Origin of the sequence: Coleofasciculus sp. G1-WW12-02 (assembly GCF_040219735.1) — a bacterium.
Taxonomy (GTDB): Bacteria; Cyanobacteriota; Cyanobacteriia; order Cyanobacteriales; family Coleofasciculaceae; genus Coleofasciculus.
Window position 1 is genome coordinate 1 of the sequence record NZ_JAVJRX010000114.1, and the last position, 21,301, is coordinate 21,301.

17 protein-coding genes and 1 pseudogene are annotated in these 21,301 nt (G+C 44.4%); 13 read left to right on the forward strand and 5 right to left on the reverse strand.

Annotated elements, in window-relative coordinates:
- Positions 1-138: 138 nt before the first annotated feature.
- Positions 139-1,086: pseudogene (iscB, locus tag RID09_RS18650) on the reverse strand (RNA-guided endonuclease IscB); the annotation flags it as partial.
- A gap of 319 nt (positions 1,087-1,405) precedes the next feature.
- Positions 1,406-1,759: a hypothetical protein gene (locus RID09_RS18655; protein WP_446337425.1), complete on the reverse strand. Its 354-nt coding sequence runs from the start codon at positions 1,757-1,759 to the stop codon at positions 1,406-1,408.
- 615 nt (positions 1,760-2,374) lie between these two features.
- On the opposite strand from RID09_RS18655, the gene RID09_RS18660 reads away from it, so the two are divergent.
- On the forward strand, positions 2,375-2,830 hold the full coding sequence (locus RID09_RS18660) for a hypothetical protein (RefSeq protein ID WP_446337426.1): 456 nt from the start codon (positions 2,375-2,377) through the stop codon (positions 2,828-2,830).
- Between the two features lie 717 nt (positions 2,831-3,547).
- Positions 3,548-4,543: a PEP-CTERM sorting domain-containing protein gene (locus tag RID09_RS18665; RefSeq protein WP_446337427.1), complete on the forward strand. Its 996-nt coding sequence runs from the start codon at positions 3,548-3,550 to the stop codon at positions 4,541-4,543.
- 244 nt (positions 4,544-4,787) lie between these two features.
- Here RID09_RS18665 and gyrB read toward each other — a convergent pair whose 3' ends face one another.
- Positions 4,788-8,018 carry a DNA topoisomerase (ATP-hydrolyzing) subunit B gene (gene gyrB / locus RID09_RS18670; protein ID WP_446337428.1) on the reverse strand — a complete coding sequence of 1,077 codons (3,231 nt, stop codon included), beginning with the start codon at positions 8,016-8,018 and terminating at the stop codon, positions 4,788-4,790.
- A 495-nt stretch (positions 8,019-8,513) separates the two neighbouring features.
- On the opposite strand from gyrB, the gene miaA reads away from it, so the two are divergent.
- The 4 genes from miaA to RID09_RS18690 all read left to right on the forward strand — a co-directional run bounded on the left by miaA (position 8,514) and on the right by RID09_RS18690 (position 13,319).
- Entirely contained in the window at positions 8,514-9,443 is a 930-nt protein-coding gene (gene miaA / locus RID09_RS18675; RefSeq protein WP_446337429.1) for a tRNA (adenosine(37)-N6)-dimethylallyltransferase MiaA, read from the forward strand.
- Between the two features lie 298 nt (positions 9,444-9,741).
- Positions 9,742-10,425, forward strand: coding sequence for a carbonic anhydrase (locus RID09_RS18680; RefSeq protein ID WP_446337430.1), 684 nt, complete (start codon positions 9,742-9,744; stop codon positions 10,423-10,425).
- Positions 10,426-10,691: 266 nt separating this feature from the next.
- Complete coding sequence (glcD, locus tag RID09_RS18685) at positions 10,692-12,161, forward strand: glycolate oxidase subunit GlcD (protein WP_446337431.1); 1,470 nt, start codon at positions 10,692-10,694, stop codon at positions 12,159-12,161.
- Positions 12,162-12,500: 339 nt separating this feature from the next.
- Entirely contained in the window at positions 12,501-13,319 is an 819-nt protein-coding gene (locus RID09_RS18690) for a hypothetical protein (protein WP_446337432.1), read from the forward strand.
- A 169-nt stretch (positions 13,320-13,488) separates the two neighbouring features.
- Here RID09_RS18690 and RID09_RS18695 read toward each other — a convergent pair whose 3' ends face one another.
- The gene (locus RID09_RS18695) at positions 13,489-14,385 is read right to left on the reverse strand and encodes an Rpn family recombination-promoting nuclease/putative transposase (protein WP_446337433.1); all 897 of its coding nucleotides are present in this window, start codon (positions 14,383-14,385) and stop codon (positions 13,489-13,491) included.
- A gap of 76 nt (positions 14,386-14,461) precedes the next feature.
- Positions 14,462-15,508, reverse strand: coding sequence for a tRNA 2-selenouridine(34) synthase MnmH (mnmH, locus tag RID09_RS18700; RefSeq protein WP_446337434.1), 1,047 nt, complete (start codon positions 15,506-15,508; stop codon positions 14,462-14,464).
- Positions 15,509-15,663: 155 nt separating this feature from the next.
- On the opposite strand from mnmH, the gene RID09_RS18705 reads away from it, so the two are divergent.
- The 7 genes from RID09_RS18705 (at position 15,664) to RID09_RS18735 (ending at position 21,014) form a co-directional block, all read left to right on the forward strand.
- Positions 15,664-17,307, forward strand: a complete 1,644-nt coding sequence (locus RID09_RS18705; protein WP_446337435.1) for an adenylate/guanylate cyclase domain-containing protein — start codon at positions 15,664-15,666, stop codon at positions 17,305-17,307.
- Positions 17,308-17,581: 274 nt separating this feature from the next.
- Complete coding sequence (locus RID09_RS18710; protein ID WP_446337436.1) at positions 17,582-17,812, forward strand: thioredoxin family protein; 231 nt, start codon at positions 17,582-17,584, stop codon at positions 17,810-17,812.
- A 125-nt stretch (positions 17,813-17,937) separates the two neighbouring features.
- Positions 17,938-18,900 carry a tetratricopeptide repeat protein gene (locus tag RID09_RS18715; protein WP_446337437.1) on the forward strand — a complete coding sequence of 321 codons (963 nt, stop codon included), beginning with the start codon at positions 17,938-17,940 and terminating at the stop codon, positions 18,898-18,900.
- Positions 18,901-19,148: 248 nt separating this feature from the next.
- Positions 19,149-19,679 carry a hypothetical protein gene (locus tag RID09_RS18720; protein WP_446337438.1) on the forward strand — a complete coding sequence of 177 codons (531 nt, stop codon included), beginning with the start codon at positions 19,149-19,151 and terminating at the stop codon, positions 19,677-19,679.
- 29 nt (positions 19,680-19,708) lie between these two features.
- Entirely contained in the window at positions 19,709-19,849 is a 141-nt protein-coding gene (locus RID09_RS18725; RefSeq protein ID WP_446337439.1) for a hypothetical protein, read from the forward strand.
- A gap of 135 nt (positions 19,850-19,984) precedes the next feature.
- Positions 19,985-20,818, forward strand: coding sequence for a hypothetical protein (locus RID09_RS18730; RefSeq protein WP_446337440.1), 834 nt, complete (start codon positions 19,985-19,987; stop codon positions 20,816-20,818).
- Positions 20,819-20,858: 40 nt separating this feature from the next.
- Positions 20,859-21,014 carry a hypothetical protein gene (locus RID09_RS18735; RefSeq protein WP_446337441.1) on the forward strand — a complete coding sequence of 52 codons (156 nt, stop codon included), beginning with the start codon at positions 20,859-20,861 and terminating at the stop codon, positions 21,012-21,014.
- Positions 21,015-21,301: the final 287 nt, after the last annotated feature.

Here is a 21,301-nt window from a genome sequence, read left to right on the forward strand (position 1 = left end):
GGAGTGTCACCCAGGTGATTATCATTCTCATTCACGTTTTTGTTCTCAATAAGCCTGTCAATAAGCTCTCATCTTTTTGAGGCTTGAGGGGGGAAATGCTTTGCCTGCCAAGCTTTTGAGCTGCTTGTCACCCCTTCAGCAAGCAGCATCTAACCAATGCGCTTTATCGAGTCCTAACCGAGTGCGGTTATATTTGGTTTGTCCACCTGTCCCGGTCGTCACGGGTAGTTCCATTGCCTTGAGCGTCTCGAATAACTTCGAGCGCGTTACGTTAACCGCAGCAGCATCTTTCAACGGTGCTTTGGCTTGTTTGAGAATGCGGTTCTCTAGTTCGGGTTTACCTTTGAGAAAGTCTTTCAGGTATGAAGTCCCTTTCTTTTGGTTGCACTTTTCACAGGCAAGACACAGGTTAGAAACACGGTCAGAACCGCCCTTGGCGCGTGAAATGATATGTTCGACTTGCAATGGAACGCCTTTTTTTGAGCAGTAAGTACACTTGCGTCCCCATTTTTCTAGAAGATACTCTCGTACCTCGAAACCGAAGAGAGTCCCTTGCTGGTATTGGACTCCTGAGATTTCTGGGTTCTCCATCTGCTGCATATCAAATCGGACTAATTCCTGTCTGATTTCAGCGATGGGTGCAAATTGGCAAAGCCTTTTCACCCAAGTTTCAATTGTCAAAACACGGTGCATCAAACTAGGTGCTAACCACCCCTTTGAGCCCTTGCGGTTCAGAAAACGAGCTTGACGGTAACGAGTATTGCGCCCTCTTCGTCCCCGGCGAACCGTTCTACGTGTTAAAAGAGCATCTTTAATCTGTTGCCCTCGGTGTTCAAGCTCCATGCCCCAGACAACTTCATCCCGGTTGTTCACCAGTGAAATTCCGCTGGTTTTGGAGCCTGGGTCAATCTTGAGTGTGAGTGGATAGGTAATGATGTTTTCTACCACTCGATTCATGATCAATGTGAATGGATAACGACGAAACACCGCCGCCTTGCCAGCTTCCATCAATTTCCTTGCCTGTGCTGGATGAATTGGATTCATCGGTGTTTTATTGGCATCAATCAAAAAAACATAGTTTGACATGATTTGTTTGGTCGGTTTGACCAGTCCTTAATAAAGTAATGTTGGCTTCGACAATGCTTCTCAGGCTTGTTATGGAGTATCAGAGGGCTTCTGTTCGATGTCTCGCCTTTCGTTGATAGTTCCGACAGTGCCAAAAACTAGCGTTCATTCTTGGGTGTCATGACCAAAGGAAGCGTAGCCAACCTTGCCAGATGGTAGGTTACTCTTTTTTACGGCTGAGTCTGCACGCTCACCCCACCTACCCAAAATGCTTAGTTTTGGGTAGTTGTGGGTAGACATTTACGAGCGGTGTATCATCCCACTCTTTCTGGAATCAGGCTCATCCTCGGATAACCGATTTCCTCGCCCAATCTCTGGCATTTTCCATATAAATCAGTATCCTTTTCCAATACTTTCTCCAGTCTCCCTCTATCTTCAAGCAGTTTTTGACTGTCTCTAGGTAGAAAATAGTCGTGCGGCGTTCATCATTGTCAGGACATCGCTCCAAAATCAGATTGTAGAGCTGTTGCCAATGATGTTGCCAGTTACCCTGCTCCGGATGGAAAATTGCCTCAAATAAATTTCGCCAGAAAAACTCAATCGTGCCAATCTCCTTCAGATTTTCTGGCGTTGGTTTATCCCAGCCAGTATGGCGAGCGCGTAAATCACTAATCGGCGGCATATTTCCGCTCATAGATAACAAGGGGGGCTAAAATCACTGCTGCATATTGTACCCATACCCAGAGATAATGGGATGGTGGATGGCAATAGGGCAAGGGATAGGGGAAGCAGGGTCAAAATTCGTCTAACTCGCCCAACTAAAAAAGAGCGCAGCTAGGATAATCAAGCCCAAAAGCGCCAGAGGAACCCAGAGATTCGTCAGCTCGATCATTTGGTCGGGTTTTGCCGTTGGTTACGGGGATTGATCCATGAATGATCTCTAAAGAAACTATAAACCAAATTGTATGATGAGGACAAAGGATGACCTGTCCCGACCTAGTGATATGGCTGCGAGAGCGCACCGCCTTGAGCATTCTCTCCGATAAAATTTTACAGGCGATCGCGCCACGACTTGAAGCGCGAGTGGTGAATGCCTAGGAGTGTCTCGTCATCGAAGATACTTCTGTAGAGTATCTCTACATTTCGGGAAGAGCATATTAATACCATAAATTAATTTATTTGTCAAAACAATGGCGATAGTTTTTCGGGAATAAACCTTAAGTAGGGTAACTAGCGAAACCTCTATTTCCCTGGTTTTCCTGGGGGATTGGGGAGAAGTTATCTATTTATTCTTTATTCTGGAATCGCCATGAAGCATAGTGACTGGTTGCGCCTAACCAAAGAAGGTGAACGTCTTTGTTCGGTTCTCAGACAGCAGGGGTATCAATGTCAAAAACAACCTCGCCGTCTGGCTTGGAACGTCACTAAAGGAGAGGATTCTCATACATTGACCTATTTACCCGCACCTGTGGCAAGTTGGACAGTTTTACCCAATCAGGAAACTCCAGCCCGAAAACAACTGATGTTATTGGTACATAATGCTCTCAAACAGGAACGGTTAGACACCCTGAGCAGTAAGCCGGACCTTCAAGAACCCTTAGACTTAACCCGCCCTTGGGTGATCATCCGCTTATTGAATGATGCTCGTCGTTGTACGGTAGCCCGATTTTACAACCGTCAAGATGCCGAAGATCACCAACGTGTACTCAGTCGCTTTATGCGTGGGGCTGAATTTGAGGTGATTTTTGACCCTTATGAGGAGTGATGTCATTTGTCATACTCGCTTGCCTTGAGAAGCAAGCTACGTCATTGGTAGTGGGAGCATATTGCTCCCGACAAGCTAGTGCAGCGCTACGGAAATACTTTAGCAGCTGTGTCTATGCTTCTAAAGCAGGGGCAGCTGGGGAAGCTGGGGGAGCTGGGGGAGATAGTAGCTGTTCAGTTATTTCTGCCTTCTTGCACTAGGGAAGTAGGCAGAATGCCCGCACGAAAGAAACTTAACAAAAATGGGATGTTCCTGAGAGTTGACAGCACTGACAAAAAATGTCCAGTAAGGTTAGCAAGATCAACTAAGGATAGATGATTAATTTTACTAAGGGAGGACGGCGATCGCGCGGAGAGTATATTCGTTGGCTGATTAAATAGAAATGGTATCAGTTTAGCGATCGCCACTCATCTGGTGATCGTCAGTTTGGCTGATCCCCCTAGGCAATGGGGCAATTATAGCACCGCGTCAGGGGGCACGATCGCTTTTTTGAACTGAGTATCTTCATCAAGTCTTCATCAAACTTTGGGAACTTTTTATGAAAACTTTATAAAAACTACTGAAATAAACTGATCCTTAATCTTCATTAAAACTTTATAAAATAGAATGGCAATTTTCATAGAATCTTTACCCAAATGTTTCGGGATAAAAATATGATTAAAAAAAGACTTAATAAGTTAATCACTTCCACAGTTTAAACAGCTAAACCCGGAAACAATGAACAAGAATCTAAAGAAAATTGCCGTTGCCAGCGCCAGTACAGTTTTAGGTGCCACCGCAGCCCTCAGCCTCTCTATCCCCGCTCAGGCTGCTTTGATTGGTCCGGCTGAAGGTTTTAATGTTTTCGCCTTTGATGATATAGACCTTGACAATGTGGATGCTCACGGTAGGATAGCCGTTGGTGGCAATGCGAAACTGACTAATTTTGGAACGGCGACCAAGTTACCGGCTAACGGTGCAGGTAACACTCTAGTGGTTGGCGGCGACTTAAACTATAACGGAGGTCAGGTATACGTCGGTGATGTGGTGGTGGGGGGTAATGTTATCAGCGCACCCAGCATTCCTAATGGGACATTAAAATCAGAAACTCCCATCAACTTTGCTCAGGCTGAGCAATTCTACAAGAAGTATTCGACTCAATTGGGGGGTCTAGCTACCAACGGTACAGTTAACGATAACGGCTTTGGTCAGCTCACTCTAAATGGTGCAAGTTCAGGTCTGAACGTTTTTGAGCTTGATGCATCAGTTTTCGCCTCGGCAAATAATCTCAATATTACGTTTGATTCAAATTCGACGGTTTTGGTTAACGTAACGGGGAACCCATTCGATCTCCAGAGTGGTTTTCAAATGAATCTCAATGGTAATCCCAACGGTGCTGGTGCTAACCGGGTTTTATTCAACTTTGTTGATGCAACGCAGCTTAATTCTACAGGTTTTGCTTGGCAAGGCAGCGTTTTGGCTCCGTTGGCTGAGTACAATGAGTTCTCGAATGGTCATATTAATGGGCAAATGATTGCTCGATCAATTACGGGAAATGGAGAATACCATATCGTTGCTCCGAATAATGGAAACAGTTCGGTAGTATTTGACGGAGATTTGCCTGATCCAGAAGCTGTTCCCGAACCGCTCACCATTCTGGGTTCCGGTATGGCGTTAGGATTCGGTGCTTTCTTTAAACGCCAACAGTCCAAAAAGCAGAAGAATGCCAATTAATAATCTGAATTGATTAATTGGTTTGATTATCAGGCTGTGTCGGGGTAGGTTATCAACTCAAGGCTGAAACCCTTACTCAAGAAGAGATCCCCCCTAGCCCCCTTTTGAAAGGGGGGAAATATTGGGGGGAAATATTGGGGGGAACCATAAAATACAGCGTTTTTGGTAGTTAGTGATCTACACAGATCCCCGACTTCTTCAAGAAGTCGGGGATCTTAGTTAGATAGACTTGACTTGGGGCTTATTAAATATCCAGATCCGCTAAATCGAGTCGGGCGCCATAGGTTTCAATGAATTCCCGCCGAGGAGCAACCCGATCGCCCATGAGAACGGTAAAGATGCGATCAGCTTCAGCTGCATCTTCGATCTCCACCCGCTTCATTGTCCGCGTTTCTGGGTTCATCGTGGTATCCCAGAGTTGTACTGGCATCATTTCACCCAACCCTTTAAACCGTTGGATGGTGTAATTAGCGTTAGCGGGGAACTCATTTTGAACCAAGTTGGTGAGTTCGCGATCGCTATAACAGTAGTAATGATTGCGCCCTCGTTCTACTTTATACAATGGCGGACAAGCAATGTAGATATACCCCTGATCCACTAATGCTCGTTGATAGCGATAGAAAAAGGTCAGCAATAGAGTGCGGATATGGGCGCCATCTACATCAGCATCCGTCATAATTACGATGCGGTGGTAACGCAGATTAGAGGGGTCAAACTCCTCACCTTTGATACCCAAACCTAGTGCCGTAATCAGGGACTGAATTTCTGTGTTCTTGTAAATTTTGGCATCATCAGTTTTCTCGATGTTGAGAATTTTACCCCGCAGAGGTAGAATCGCTTGAAATTGGCGATCGCGTCCTTGTTTGGCACTATTGTGAACAAAAACGCCACTGGCTAGGGCAAAGTTATGGGTGTGGGGAACTTCAATATCGTAAACATCCACTCGTTTTTCTAGGCGTTCGATGGCAACAACCCGATGATTGTAGTTGGCAACAGCTTCGCGAGCGAGGGTTTCATCACCCTGGAAATAACGCTGACAGAACGTGTCAAATCGCAACATCGACTTATCACGAGTTTGGATGCGGTAGGCATTGTAGGCGTCAAGATCCAGTTGACCTTGCTCAATTTCAATTTGTTTTAGAGCTGCCAATGTTTTGCGATAGTAAGTTTGGTGCAATGTGGCTAAACGCTTGGTGCGAAATTCAGGTGTCCATTGCTCCTGTGTCTTTTCTCGCCGCCATTCCAGTAAAGTCTCATCTTGCCACTGTTGCTTGGCTCGCTGGGAATGAGATTCCCGTGCGTCAGGATTATTGGCAAAATAGTTATGAACCCGTTCAGCTTGAGCCAGACGATTGGCTTCATCACTCCAATAGTCTTGCTGTGCTTGGTTGAGTTGTTGGTGATTGGAACAGCGATAGCTTTCGTTGCTGTTATAGAACTCACGCCATTTAGCCGCCATGTAAGCTTTGTAGGTGTCCGAATCCCACTGGGCTTTTGCCTGTTCCGACAGAATTTGCCGCGTTTGGGGTTGCTGCATTCGTTGACTCATTTTGGCGCGGAACTCTTCGGTGCGACGAGTAGCCTGACATTTATCCACTACATCAGGGCGATGTAGGGTATGTTCTAAATGTTGACGATGCAGCTTCAAGTGTTCATCAGCCGCCAAACGCCGGATATTAGTGGGATTATTGTTGTGTTTGTTGAAATCAAGATGATGGCAGTGATCTCCATCGCCTAACTTATAGATACCCTGCCAGCGGTTATACCAATCAGCTAACAGGTGGGTAAAGAGCCAACTATGGGAGCGAGGATTCCATGTCAGCTCGTAACCGTCAATGGTAATCCCCGGTTCACTCTTGTCCGACAGCTTGCGATAAAGGGGCATTAGGGAATCTTCATGGGTGAGCAAGGCGGCGGCTTTGTAACTGCCATCTCGCAACATAAAGGGGTGATCCGGTGTACAAATCAGTGTTTCCCCATTATCCAGTGTCACCTGAATCACTTGGGCATTCGCCTTTGTCATCCGAGGGTTGATAATCCGCTCTAACCCAATCGTTCCATCATGGCGAATGGTGTAGCAAAAATGCTCTTTCCCCATCGCCTGTTCCGCCACAATGTCTTTGAAGCTGAGAGAACGCCCATCGGCTAAAGCCACCAGCGTATCGCCATCAAAACAACCGCCTGCACTATCCCCCTCAACAATGAAGATTTCGGATTCAGAGGGATCTCTAGAACTGCAATCGGCTAACTTACCCGGTAGGGGAGATGACTCCAATACAGACTTACGCCGTACCAACTCCCGCGCCCGACGCGCTGCTTCTGCGGCTTTAAAGGCTTGGATGGCTTTCTCTAAAACAGAATCAGCCACTTGAGGGCGAAATTCCAGGTACTCCGTCAACACTTCGCCAACCAGGGAATCAACGATACCCCGGACTTCTGTATTCCCTAGTTTGGTTTTGGTTTGTCCTTCAAATTCTGGATCAGGGACTTTGACGGAAATAACTCCAGTTAATCCTTCGCGAACATTCTCGCCGCCGAGGTTAGCCTCACTGTCTTTAAGTTTATTCCGCTTGCGTGCGATCGCGTTTAATGTCCGAGTCAGGACTGTCTTTAATCCCTCTAAGTGAGTCCCGCCATCAATCGTGCGGATATTGTTGGCAAATCCCAGCAGGTTATCGCTGTAAGCATCCACGCACCATTGCAGCGCCACTTCCACTTGCACATTATTCCGTTCACCCTGAACATAGATAATTTCTTGGTGCAGGGGTTCCTTCTCCCGGTTCATGTATGCTACATATTCCTGGATACCCCCCTCATAGTGGTAGCTGTCGATGCGTTCAGGAGAGATGCGGTGATCTGTAAACGTAATCCTCACGCCGCCATTCAAATAGGCAAGTTCTCGCAGCCGCCCTGCTACTGTAGAGTAGTCAAACTCGATCCCATTGCTAAAGATTTGTGTGTCCGGTTTGAACGTAACCGCCGTCCCCGTGCGATCTTCTTTACCGGGTTTGACAACTAAATCACCCATCGCAACACCACGTTCGTAGCGCTGGGTATGAACCCGTTTCTCTCGCCAAACCGTAACTTCCACCCATTCTGAGAGGGCGTTGACGACAGAAACCCCAACCCCGTGCAATCCGCCTGACACTTTATAACCGCCGCCGCCAAACTTACCGCCGGCGTGCAGCACCGTCATTACTGTTTCCAATGCTGATTTGCCGGTCTTAGAATGGGTATCTATGGGAATACCCCGTCCATCGTCGGTAACGCTAACGGAGCCATCGGCGTTGAAGTCAACTTCGATATGAGTGCAATAGCCAGCCAGCGCCTCATCAATCGAATTGTCTACAACCTCGTAAACTAGATGATGGAGTCCCCGTGGACCGGTAGAACCGATGTACATTCCCGGACGCTTGCGTACCGCTTCGAGACCTTCCAATACTTGAATCTGATCGGCACTGTAGCTACTTGTCATATCAGGGCTTCTCCAGTAAACGCTTTGAGCGGTTTATATGCTTTAAAATGACAAAACACTCAGAAATTCTAACACAAAAGGCTTATAGGCGGCTACAGGCTAGTCTGAAGAGATATTTATAGAGGGGATAGATCGGGCTTGGGGTTGGGCGGGGAGATGGGGGAGTTATCAGTTATCAGTGAGCAGTTATCAGTTATCAGTGATCAGTTATCAGTTATCAGTTATCAGTGAGCAGTTATCAGTGAGCAGTTATCAGTGAGCAGTTATCAGTTATCAGTTATCAGTGAGCAGTTATCAGTGAGCAGTTATCAGTGAGCAGTTATCAGTTATCAGTGATCAGTTATCAGTTATCAGTTATCAGTTATCAGTTATCAGGATCAGGGGGAGATGGGGGAGTTATCAGTTATCAGTGATCAGTTATCAGTTATCAGGATCAGGGGGAGATGGGGGAGAGAAGAATTTTTTCAATGAACAATCAACAATGAACAATCAACAATGAACTATAACAAAGATCCCCAACTCATTGTGATTGGTGGGGCGACGGCGACAGGAAAGTCGGGGCTGGCGTTAGAATTAGCGCAGCGATTAAATACCGTAATATTAAGCGCGGATTCCCGTCAAGTTTACCGGGAGTTTGATATTGGCACAGCTAAGCCTTCAGTAGCCGAACGACAGATAGTCCCCCATTACTTGATTGATATCTGCGCTCCCACTGAAACATTAACAGTAGCCGACTATCAGGAACAAGCCCAGGAGTTGATTGCGTCTCTCCCTTCGCCCCTATTATTGGTGGGGGGTACGGGTTTGTATATTAAAGCGATAGTCCGGGGATTAAAGATTCCCCGAGTTGCACCCAATGAAGACTTGCGATCGCAGCTTTGTTCTCTGGGTCAAACTCAATGCTATGAGTTCTTGCAACAAGTCGATCCCAGGGCGGCTGAGAAAATTCATCCCCATGACCAAGTGAGAACATTACGGGCATTAGAAGTATTTTACATCACTGGATGCCCCATATCCGAGCAGCAAGGCGAAAATCCGCCGCCCTATCCCATTCTTCAAGTTGGTTTGCAATGTCAAGACGCTGACGCTTTCACCCGCCGTATTGCCAAGCGCACTGAAATGATGGTGACAGCCGGATTAGTAGAAGAGGTGAAAACATTGGCGCAGAAATACGGCTGGGATTTGCCGCTTTTGAATACATTAGGATATCGGGAAATAAAACAATATTTGATGGGTGAGATGTCTTTATCCGAGGCAAAAGCGTTAACTGTTGTGCATACGCGACAATTTGCCAAGCGTCAGGGAACTTGGTTTCGAGCGTATCCAGAAATTGAATGGTTTGATACGGATAGTTCAGATTTAGTGGATAAAGTTTGGCAGCTTGTGCAGGAGTTTCTAGACAATGTATCAATTAACTTAAGCTAGGTTTGTAGTTGCGCTGTCTTCGCCATAAACCCTTGCATCGCCTACTATAAACCCTAAATAAGTGTGCCTTCACTATAGGTTTAATGAAAACCAAGAATGAAATAGTACCGGATTGCATCAAAGTTTGACGCGATCGCTAAAATTTTTTAGTATCAATTGATACAAACCTGAGTCAAAATCGGCAAGAGATGCAAAAATCGAATCCTTTGATGATCATTACGGAAAAACAGCCTACCCATACCTCTAACTTTCCCCTAAACTGTGATAGTGTTATCGCCCGATAAGGAATGATTGTCTGATGAGAAAGTTATTAAAAGGCGTCCATAACTTCCAAACCCACTACTTCACGAGCCACCGAGAACTCTTTGAACGCCTTTGTGAGGGACAACACCCCAGAATTCTGTTCATTACCTGTTCAGACTCCCGAATTGATCCAAATCTGATTACTCAAACTGAACCGGGAGAACTGTTTATTATTCGCAATGTGGGTAACATTATTCCACCTTATGGTGCCACGGCGGGTGGAGAAGGAGCGGCGATTGAATATGCGGTTGAAGCGTTAGGAGTTAAGCATATCATTGTTTGCGGTCACTCTCACTGTGGTGCGATGAAGGGACTGCTACAACTGGGAAATCTAACTGAGAAAATGCCTTTGGTACATGATTGGTTAAAATACGCGGAATCGACACGCCGGATTATTCAGGAAAACTATCAGGATGCTGAAGGGGAAGACATATTGAATGCGACGATTGAAGAGAACGTTTTAACGCAGATTGAAAATCTCAAAACCTATCCCTCGATTCATGCCAAAATGTATCGGGGTCTGATTAATATTCATGCTTGGGTCTATAAAATTGAAACGGGTGGCGTTTATGTTTATAGCGCGGAACGATGCAATATCCAAGCTGAACATGAGGAGGAGGAGACTCAAGAACCCGAAAACTCCTATCTATCGCCTTTGCTTCAAACTAACCGCTTCTAAAACGGCGCAGGGCGAGAATTGTTACGGTTAAGAGAGTTGGTCAAAACAAGGCTTGACTAATGAAGCAAGATATGAATAGTTGAAAAAAAGCCTTGATTCCCTGAAAATAGTATTTTATCAATCCCTTTTTAACGTTTGACTCAGGACAAGAGCGGGTTTTGTGGATAGGTTATCGGTTGCGGGTAAACTAAACAGCAAAACTCGCCCCTACCGTATAACCTTTGACGTTTAACTTTCTCCTAGCGGTACTCGTGAAATCTACATATATGACCCAAGCCAAGCCCAAACGGAACTGGAAACCCATTATCAAGGAATTTGAGGCAGTTATTGGTAAAAACGGTGTGGTTCGCCGCAAGGAGGAATTACTCACCTACGAATGTGATGGATTACCCAGTTATCGCCAACGTCCGGCGTTGGTGGTACTTCCCCGCACCACTGAACAAGTTGCTGCTGCTGTTAAACTGTGCGATCGCTATAATATCCCTTGGGTGGCGCGAGGTGCAGGCACAGGTTTATCAGGTGGTGCTTTACCAGTGGAAGATTGCGTCTTAATCGTCACCGCCTTAATGAAGCGTATCCTGGATATTGACCTAGATAATCAACGAATTGTTGTTCAACCTGGAGTCATCAACAACTGGGTGACTCAAGCCGTAAGTGGTGCCGGATTCTATTATGCCCCAGACCCCTCCAGTCAAATTATTTGCTCGATTGGCGGTAATGTTGCCGAAAACTCTGGCGGGGTTCATTGTCTCAAATATGGTGTGACCACAAACCATGTTTTAGGCTTAAAACTGGTGATTCCTGATGGGTCAATTGTGGATGTTGGTGGCACCATTCCCGAAATGCCAGGATATGATTTAACCGGCGTATTTGTTGGTTCAGAAGGTACCCTGGGAATTGCTACAGAAATTACACTGCGAATTCTCAAAACCCCAGAATCCATCTGTGTAGTTCTTGCTGATTTTACCAGTATAGAAGCAGCCGGTGCAGCCGTTGCCGATATTATTGGTGCGGGGATTATTCCAGGGGGAATGGAAATGATGGATAATCTCAGCATTAATGCGGTAGAAGATGTAGTCGCGACAGGGTGTTATCCCAGAGATGCGGGAGCAATTTTGTTGGTGGAATTGGATGGGTTAGAGGTAGAAGTAAGCACCAACAAAAAGCGCGTGACTCAACTGTGTCAACAGAATGGAGCGCGAACCATTACCACAGCCAGTGACCCAGAAACGCGGTTGAAACTATGGAAAGGACGCAAAGCAGCGTTTGCGGCGGCGGGACATCTGAGTCCCAATTATTTTGTCCAAGATGGAGTGATTCCTCGGACGCAGTTAGCGCAGGTACTTAAAGAAGTTGAAGCATTAAGTGAAAAGTATGGCTATCGGATTGCCAATGTTTTTCATGCTGGGGATGGCAATTTGCATCCTCTGATTCTTTACGATGAATCAATTCCCGGTGCATTTGAGCAGGTAGAAGAATTAGGGGGAGAAATCCTGCGACTTTGTGTAAATGCTGGTGGAAGTATTTCTGGGGAACATGGGATTGGTGCAGATAAGAACTGCTTTATGCCCGATATGTTTAGTGAAGCGGATTTGGAGACTATGAAATGGATTAATCAGGTGTTTAATCCCAAAGGCTTGGCGAATCCGGGGAAGGTATTTCCTACCCCTCGCACTTGTGGGGAAGCCGCCAATGCTCAAAAGTCAGCTCAGTTTAAGGATGTGGAACAGTTTTAAGGTTTGTAGTAAGTTTATAGTAAGCGCTTTAGCGCTATAAACGCTCGCATCTTACAACAAACCTCTAAGAGGTACTTATGTGGGGCGCAAGCCTTCATCCGTGTCAATTTAAGGTGAACACCCATGATAGTAAGCCTGTAGGCTATGTACCGTTACACCCTCATCCCCTAACCCCCATCCCCCCTAGCCCCCATCCCCCCTTTGAAAGGGGGGAAATATTGGGGGGGAATAAAGGAGGGTAAAAGAAGGGCGGGTTTAGTTACGCTAAGGGTTGTCTTCAAAACGTGATCAGTAAAACCCGCCCCTACACCCCAATAACTCCGCCCCCACTCCTTTGATATGAGCCACCAAGAATTCGCCAACAGTATCTTTCCGAGTTCCTATTCCCTAGTCCCAGTTAACTCTTTTCAGAGAAGATGTTGGCAATTTTGCTTAGGTTTTCTATGGGTTTTTGTACCCAGTTGGGGTGACTCCTATTGCCAAACTTTAGACACAATTCCAACCCCAATTCCAGAAATAAACCTGACGGCTCAATCTGAAACCCCATCAAACTCAGCCGCCCAGGAATTGGAGTTAAGTCCAGAGATTATTGAGAATAGTCCCGTATTACAACGCTGGTTACAAGACGTACCCAATGTTTTAGAGGAAATACGCCATGACCCCAGTTTTCGCACCCGCTTCCGGTTAGGCTATTCCCAGTTTCCCTCAACTGGACAAGCTGGGGGATTAAATATCGGTGTGGAAGATATATTTATCAATCGTAGCGGTTTCACTGTCAGTGGGGATTATCACACCTCATTTAATCGCGATCGCGAAGCTTATGGTGTAGACTTGCGGTACTATTTGCGTCCTTTGGGAAGTTATCTGAATGTCGCTCCCCTGGTAGGTTATCGCTATCTGGAGTCGAATAATTACACCACAGATGGCGTAAATATTGGTGTAAAATTGCAGTTAGTTTTATCTCGCACAGGTGCGGCTGATATATCTTTAACCCAAAGTTTTGTCTCCCCAGGGAGTGAGGATGAAGTCGGTTTAACCACCTTGTCGGTTGGGTATGCGGTTACCCCAGACTTACGCTTATCCACCGATATTCAGAAGCAAAACTCGACAGAAGAAAAAGATAGTCGAGTCGGGATTGTTCTGGAGTGGATGCCTTGATTTTCCAGCGTTAATATAACCATGTTGTAGAGAGGTTGCATGCAACCTCTCTACCAAATGATACCAAAACCGGGTTAGCTACCCCTGTTATAAACCAGTCCGCGCAGGCGGACTTTGTTTGTGTAGCAGCGATTTCAATCGCCTCCTCTTGCTTATAACTTTAAACTGACTATCTCTCCATCAACCAATTTTCCAAATCTTTTAGACTATCAAACTCTAAAAAATCTTCTCCTAAACTTTCCAAATCTTCAATAGATAAATCTTGAATTTGAATGCTTGTTTCCACAGAGATTTCTCCAAAACGCTTTTTAAGTAGTCGCAGGATTAATCGCGATTCTCCTTTTTGTTCACCTTTTTGTTCTGCATAAATTATCCGCCCTTTCTCATCTTGTAACATCATCCCCCGCCTATCCACTATATCTAATTCTTCCACTGTCATATTGGCTTGGTTAGCCAGGTTTAAGGCAAATTTTATTTCCGATACTTCACCTAAACTCTCAGGGATATCCTCCAACATCGCAGCTTCTCGCAGAAAATAAATCCACTTATCTGTCAAACTGTTTAACTCTGAGAGAGTTTTCTTAAATTTAGGTAATTCGAGAAAGATTAGCTGTAATTCCTGATTGAGAATCTCAAACTTTTTCTCTCTCTCCTGAAACACAAATTTATTGATGACATCCTCTGTTTTTTGAAAGAGGATAAAATCTGTAATAGTAACTGCCATAGCTGGATTAAGCCGGGGATAATCTTCTCCTTTGACTAGCTGATTGGCATAAGCTTTTGCCAAGTTATAAGCCACCCTTTTGTTGAAAGCAGCCATTGATGCGATTTGCATTTCTATTACCACAATAGAGCCATCAACTAAAACGGCTTTAACATCTAAATAGGTGTCTTTTAAGCTGAGTGTCTGACCGGGATTATAGGGGTTGACGATGGTTAAGTCTTTAATGACTTGATCTCCATCATAAACAATAGCATTCAGAAAGCTGATTAATATCTCTTTGCTTTGTTCGGAACCAAATATTTTCTTAAAAGCATAATCTATTTTTGGGCTGATAAATCTCATACTTTACTCCTTTATTTATCAATATTTATTTAATATATTTTATGCTGTACCTGACATAGTTTCATACCTGCCCTCATTACTCAAACGGCTCAATCAACGCTGCTACCGTAGTATCCGATACCTGATCAATCTCTAAAATGCGTGAGGCTTCTTGGTACAGATGCCCAATGGAACGACGGTAGGCTGGGTCATAGTGGTGACTGAGCAATTCTCCAACTAATGTATGCCATTGTTCGGTATCAATTAAACGATACCAGTGCTGAATTTTTTGCCCACCGTAGCGAAATTTCAAGAACCCTAGCTTGCGTTTCAATACGTCAGGATGGGTGATGAAGTGGGGATATTCTTGCAGCAGCCGTTCGATTCTAAGCGTTTGAGGGAGTTGAATTTCAATACAGTTCGCCTGCTTCATTTGTTGCCAAAGGGAGGGGGGCAAATAACGCTGTCCAATTTTATTGCTTTCGGCTTCAACCCAAATCGGCTGACTGGGGTCAAAGCGTTGTAATTCCAACAGCAGTAAGGATTCAAACTGTTTTTGCGCCGGTTGAGGTGTCGGTTGATTTTGCCACTGTTGACCCAATAGGGAACCCCGATGATTTGCCAAGCCTTCTAAATCAAAGACTTGGACGCCGCGTTGAGCTAACTGGTGTAAGATATAGGTTTTTCCGCTACCCGTCAAACCGGATAACACCTGAAACGTCAACTGGGGCGGTAAGGTTTCGAGTTGTTGGCGCACATAAGCGCGGTAGGTTTTATAGCCGCCCTCGATAACAGTCACTCGCCAGCCAATTTGATTTAAGACGCCAGCCAGACTATGAGAACGTTGACCGCCACGCCAGCAGTACACCAGAGGATGATAGTTTTTTTCTTTAGAGGCAAAGTGAGACTCAAGATGTTGAGCTATGTTGCGAGCAACGAGGGCGGCGCCCAGTTTTCGGGCTGGGAAAGGGGAGACTTGTTTGTAAAGGGTTCCGACTTTCGCCCGTTGTTCATCATTGAGGATGGGTAGGTTGATGGCGTTTGGCAGATGATCCTCAGCAAACTCACTGGGACTGCGAACATCAATAATTTCAGTATAGGTTTCTCTCCAGGGTGCTTGAGTGTATGTGAGCGATCGCGCCATGCTGATTTATCTAGAGTTGTGGATAAAGTCCCGATTGCCAATCTTTTCTAGTGTATCTGAAGCCTCAGGCGGGAGATTGACAGCCAGGGACTGGGAGCTTGCTCCACAGCATTCGCTATCGTGAATGAAAATGATCATAAGGGTGAGGGTGGGGCGTGTCCTACTTAATTTACGATCCCGATACTCCTAATAAAAAAGTTTATCAATTGAAGCTTGGTGTCAATACCATCGGGCGTGAGGACGATAATACTATCGTTATACTCCATGGGTATCTCTCCCGTCACCACGCCGAAATTATCCTTACCCCCGACAGTGCTACACTCAAGGATCTACAAAGTCTCAATGGCACGTTTGTTAACGAGTGTAAAATTGAGGAATGCCAACTGAAGGATGGAGACTTAATTCGCTTTGGTAGTGTGTTTTTCAAATTTGTGAAAACCATTCCCTCCCCTCGACAAAAATCCTTCAATGACGATACCTCGAATCTCTCGATTCTCAGACAAGTCGCACCTGAGCAAACTCGGATCACGATGCGAGATTTACTGCAACCGGATCAAGCTAAACACTCGGTTCTAAAACTACGAAACCAAGATGTCCAGCAGCGAGCGGTTAGTAAATTGCAAATTTTGCTAGAGGTGAGCAAACAACTTTCCTCTCCCGAAAAACCCGACCGACTGATGCAAAAAATTCTGGATCTGTTATTTGAGATCATGCAGGTTGATCGGGCAACTATTTTGATGGTTGATGAAAAAACTGGTCAACTTGAACAGAAAGCGGTTAAATTGCAATTCGAGAGTCCAGAAAATACTCAGTTTTACAGTAAATATATTACTAATTTTGTTCGCACTCAAGGCAATGCTATTTTAACAGATGATGCCCGAATTGATACCTTGTTTAATGATTCGGTTTCGATTCTCAAACAAGGGATTCACGCGGCGATGTGTGTTCCTCTCAAACCGCGAGATAGCGTTATTGGCGTCTTGTATGTGGATAATTTATCCCTGACGGATATCTATTCCGATGAAGATTTGGAGTTCTTAACCTGTCTGGCAAATCAAGCCGCGATCGCGATCGAAAATTCCCGCCTCTATACCCAGATGCAGGCGGAGGCGGTGATGCGGGATAAACTGGAACGGTTCTTTCCGCGAACGGTGAGTCGTAAGCTGCGGGAGGAAGGCAATTTAGAAATCGTTGATACGGAAGTTACGGCTTTGTTTGCTGATATTAGTAACTTTACCAAAATGTCGTCCCAAATGGAACCCCGGCAAATTATTGAAATGCTCAATGAGTATTTTCAGGTGATGGTTGAGGAGATTGTTTTCCCTTATGAAGGAACATTAGAAAAATATATTGGTGATGCATTGCTAGCCGTTTGGGGCGCTCCCTATCGCAAACCCAATGATGTAGATTTAGCTGTAAGAGCCGCTATTGATATGCAATGGGCAGTTCGCCGTTTAAATCAAGTGTGGGTTCAACGCAAAAGACGACCCATTCAAATTCACATCGGGTTAAATACAGGGAAAGTTGCGGCGGGAAATATCGGTTCAGCTAAACTGATTCAGTATGCTACGATTGGTGATACCACTAATGTGACAAGTCGTATTTGTAATTTAGCCAAACCTAATGAAATTTTAATCGCTCAAAGTACTTTAGATCAACTCAATGATCGAACAATTCCTGTGGAGAAAATGCCCCCAATGCGGGTAAAAGGAAAATCTCAACCCTTAGACCTGTATCGGGTGCTGTGGTATAAGATCCCTAGAGAAGATGGAATGGGAATTCATCCCAATTCTCCTTGATGTTGCGCTATATCTGACTCCCTCTAGGGATAGTCAGGAGAGTGTATCAGAGTTTTGTCTATTTCAAAAAGTAAGCGATGAAACAGGGGATCATATTCTTCTAAAAAAATATGACTTATAGGTCTTGACAAAATAAAAATGTTAAATGGCTTTACATTTTAACCCCAACCTATTGCCTCAACATCTGTATCTTAGGGACTAGATCTTTCAAAGTTGAGTTGCTATAGTATGAACGTAGCGAATGTTCAAACTTTGAAAAATAAGGTTTTAGACTATGAATGCACAGAATTCCAATGGTTCAGGCTATATTGTGGTCAAGACGGCAATGGGTGATCAAATCAAAGTGGTCAAAATGAATACGGAAAAATATCCCCAATTGGCGTCTCAATATGATATTAAATCTTTGCCTACTTCAATTTTGTTTATAGAGGGTGAACAAGCGAATCGGATCAAGGGAGTTATGCAAACTCCTAAACTGATTGAATATTTAAGAAAGTTTCTCTAACCTCTGAAATTGATTAAAGTTGTCTTTCAGAATAAATGGAGCTAAATAATAAGTTGAGAATTATTGTCAAAGTCCTTAAAATCGGTGGGATAATTATAGTTTTCATAGTAAGCAGTTTTGGGCTAATGATTATTTTAGGATTGATTTTACCTGCTGTTCTAGAATATAAGAGAAATCTTGCCTTTAATTATAATCAAGAAGGGGAAAGTTTTTATCAAAAAAGACAGTACGACAAAGCAATTGAAATTTACAGTAAAGCTATTAAAATTTATCCCAATTTAGCGCTGTCTTATTACAATCGCGGAAATTGCTTTTTTGCTCTAAAAAATTATCAAGAAGTCCTGCAAAATTATGATGATGCACTGAAAGTTAATCCGGGCTACACGCAAGTTTATAATAATCGAGGTAATACTTACTATCTCTTAGAGAGTTATGAGGAAGCGATTGCCGATTATACTCAAGCGATTCAACTGGATACTAACTATGAGCGGGCTTACTATAATCGAGGCAATGCCCACTATAAGTTAAACCAGTATCAACAGGCTCTGGCGGATTTTAAGCGGGCAATTGAAATTAATCCTGACTATGCCGAAAGTTATAATAATCTAGGAAATACCTATATCGCCTTAAGTCAATATAAGAAAGCCCTTGAAAGCTACGATAAGGCAATTGAGATAAATCCTAGCTATGCTCAAGCCTATAATAATCGAGGTAATGGATATTACTATTTAAATGATTTTGTTAAAGCGATTGGCAGTTATGCTAAAGCCATTGCTGTGGATAATCAGAATCATGAAGCCTATAATAATAGAGGCAATGCCTACTATGGGCTGCAAAAGTATAAAGAGGCGATCAAGAATTATGACCAAGTGTTGACGATTTGCCCTAACCATATTGAAGCGTATTATAATCGGGGGCTGGCTCAGACTAAACTGAGACAAAAACAAGAAGCGATCGCGGATTTGCAAAAAGCGGTTCAATTAGCGCAGCAGCAAGGAAATCAGCATTTGCTAGAGGTGATTAAAGACGCGATTGGAAAACTCCAAATGAATCAAGAGATTCCCAATGTTTTACCCAGTCAAAGCTAAACAGTGTTGAGTCTAAAGACGTGCTAGAGGGCGGGTTTAACTATTAACAGCCCCCAGATGTGACTAAACCCGCCCCGACTAAGTTTAAAGTTTGAATGTTTCAAGACGGTATTCACACAATTAGGATTAAAAAATGAGTTCAAAAATTCCAGCGATTGATTTAGTCATCGTCTCAAGACGCGATCGCGGGATTTGCGCCAATCTTAGAAGCGGTTATCTGCAATAGTCGCACCTTCAAAACTTTAGGCGTGAACTTGACACCAGGAACCGTTTATGTTCAGGATTATCAATCACATCAACTCAGCAGTCTCTATACCTTAGACTTAGTTACAGGTAACGCCAGATTAATCGGTGCGATCGCCACCTCAGTCGCCGATCTTGCCTTTATCGATTCCCAACTCTATGGACTCGATCAAGCGGATGACGGTCAAACCACATTATTGCTCAATATTAACCCAACCACTGGGGAAGCCACCGTGATTGGCGATGTTGGCTTTGCGGTTACAGGGTTAGCCTATCACCGCCAGCGCCAAACCCTCTACGCTACCAGTGCAAAACAATTAATTGCCATCAATCCCGCCACGGGTACAGGGACACCAGTCGTAACCATAAAAGATCGAGAACGTAACTGCGGCGAAGTCACTTTTGCGGCTGATGGCACAGCTTATATTACATTAATTGGTTATAACCGCCAGATGATATCAATCAAACCGATAACAGTGGCTCAGTTACCCTCTCAATTACTAAGAATCAATCGAATACACCTCCCCAAACCCTAACCGTTGACAGTAAACATAATTGTTATTTATTGGATACGGACTACTTAAGCAATCTTAAGCAATGGCAGAAAAACTATATTGACCTAGAACCGGGAACCTATCAAATTAAGATTCGCGAAGGAAATGCCAAATATTGGTCAGGGGAACAAAAATTTAAACTAGAACCCTAGGCAATTATTCAGGTCAAAGGCGGAAAATTTGTAACTGAACTCACAGGTATTCAGGTCGAAGAAAGCTGGCTGTCCCTGAATGGTTATAAAGACTTTATTGCCCTTGAAGTTGAAGAAAAGACAACGGTTTTCGGCTTGTTTTTAGACACCTATAAAGAGGATAACCAAGGGCAGATTATTCTAGCCATTGAACCCGTCAGTTTAACTCACTTAGTTGAAGAAAAAGAGAAAGTCAAAGAAAAGGTGGCATCTGATTCAGATTCATCCCCCCAAACGCTGTCAGAGGAATCCGCCAACAAAACCGACACTAAAGTTCATGACTATTACCGCCCCGAACGTCCAGTTTCTGTGAATTTAGGGAATTTAGCCACGTTAAGTTTTGACAGTTTTGGACGTGATCCGGCGAGGGATATTGTCTGTGTTACACCCGTTCGCACAGTGGTTCGGCGGGAGCAAGAAATCACGATTATTCGCAAAATCAGGAAGGTTGAAGAGATTGATGCTAGTCCGGCTTGCCCAGTTAATACAACTCAAGTTTCCCAAGTTCAGCAAGGCGGTGAACTAACCGTCAAAGCCGACTATTTTGTCAACCCCTCTGATGCCCCAGGAGACTTACCCCGTATTACTAATGATCAGGGCAAAAAGATACGAGTAGAAGTAACAGCTTTTGGTCAGTGGAATTACGGAAAAGAAGAAGGAATTTTGGAATCCGTCACTGGCAAGGGCAATTTGAATCTGAAAAAGAAAGAAGATGCCGAGAACGATATGCTTTTTAAAGGAATAGCACCAGCGGCACTGGTAGCGTTCACCATTCAGGGGAATGAGTATCAATGTAAAGCCTACGGAGATAAGCAGACGTTTGAACTCAATCCAGGCGAAACGGTATACTTTATTAACAATGATCAGCCAGGTTTCTATCAAGACAATAGTGCATCTCTCACAGTTAAATGGATGTGGTCATTTGTCTAACCCAATCAACGGTTACCAACTTTATGGGTGATCCAACAGATTGAAAAATTTGCCACTGTGGTTGTACTATTTCTCTTTAGCCGATGGCGCTAAAGCGCCGGCTACGAACAGCGCCATCTCACAAGCTAATGCTGCCGATTTGACATCCTCACCGCCCTACAAGGAAGGTGATTCCCTACCAGTCGAACAGCGTTAACTGCACGTACTCTCGGTGGGTTGACGGCTCACCACACACTGCCTCAACTGAGGTCTTACACGCGCTCCCCATCCGTTTATAGTCGTGGGTATGCCCTACCCCGACTTTTAATTTAAGTCCTGCTTGCTCGATATTGACTGAGGCATTACCCGCATTTCTCACAAAAGGCGTGATTGCGAATAGCAGAAACCTTACCAGACAAGGATTTAAGCCCATTTCTTCACCCCCAGTTGCACAGAACAGTGTGTTGCGCCTTCAAGCCTCTGAATAATCATTTTTCTCAACCT

Coding starts and splice junctions, on each gene's coding strand:
- RID09_RS18655 (WP_446337425.1), bottom strand. CDS start 1,759: ATGAGCGGAAATATGCCGCCGATTAGTGATTTACGCGCTCGCCATACT.
- RID09_RS18660 (WP_446337426.1), top strand. CDS start 2,375: ATGAAGCATAGTGACTGGTTGCGCCTAACCAAAGAAGGTGAACGTCTT.
- RID09_RS18665 (WP_446337427.1), top strand. CDS start 3,548: ATGAACAAGAATCTAAAGAAAATTGCCGTTGCCAGCGCCAGTACAGTT.
- gyrB (WP_446337428.1), bottom strand. CDS start 8,018: ATGACAAGTAGCTACAGTGCCGATCAGATTCAAGTATTGGAAGGTCTC.
- miaA (WP_446337429.1), top strand. CDS start 8,514: ATGAACTATAACAAAGATCCCCAACTCATTGTGATTGGTGGGGCGACG.
- RID09_RS18680 (WP_446337430.1), top strand. CDS start 9,742: ATGAGAAAGTTATTAAAAGGCGTCCATAACTTCCAAACCCACTACTTC.
- glcD (WP_446337431.1), top strand. CDS start 10,692: ATGACCCAAGCCAAGCCCAAACGGAACTGGAAACCCATTATCAAGGAA.
- RID09_RS18690 (WP_446337432.1), top strand. CDS start 12,501: ATGAGCCACCAAGAATTCGCCAACAGTATCTTTCCGAGTTCCTATTCC.
- RID09_RS18695 (WP_446337433.1), bottom strand. CDS start 14,385: ATGAGATTTATCAGCCCAAAAATAGATTATGCTTTTAAGAAAATATTT.
- mnmH (WP_446337434.1), bottom strand. CDS start 15,508: ATGGCGCGATCGCTCACATACACTCAAGCACCCTGGAGAGAAACCTAT.
- RID09_RS18710 (WP_446337436.1), top strand. CDS start 17,582: ATGAATGCACAGAATTCCAATGGTTCAGGCTATATTGTGGTCAAGACG.
- RID09_RS18715 (WP_446337437.1), top strand. CDS start 17,938: ATGATTATTTTAGGATTGATTTTACCTGCTGTTCTAGAATATAAGAGA.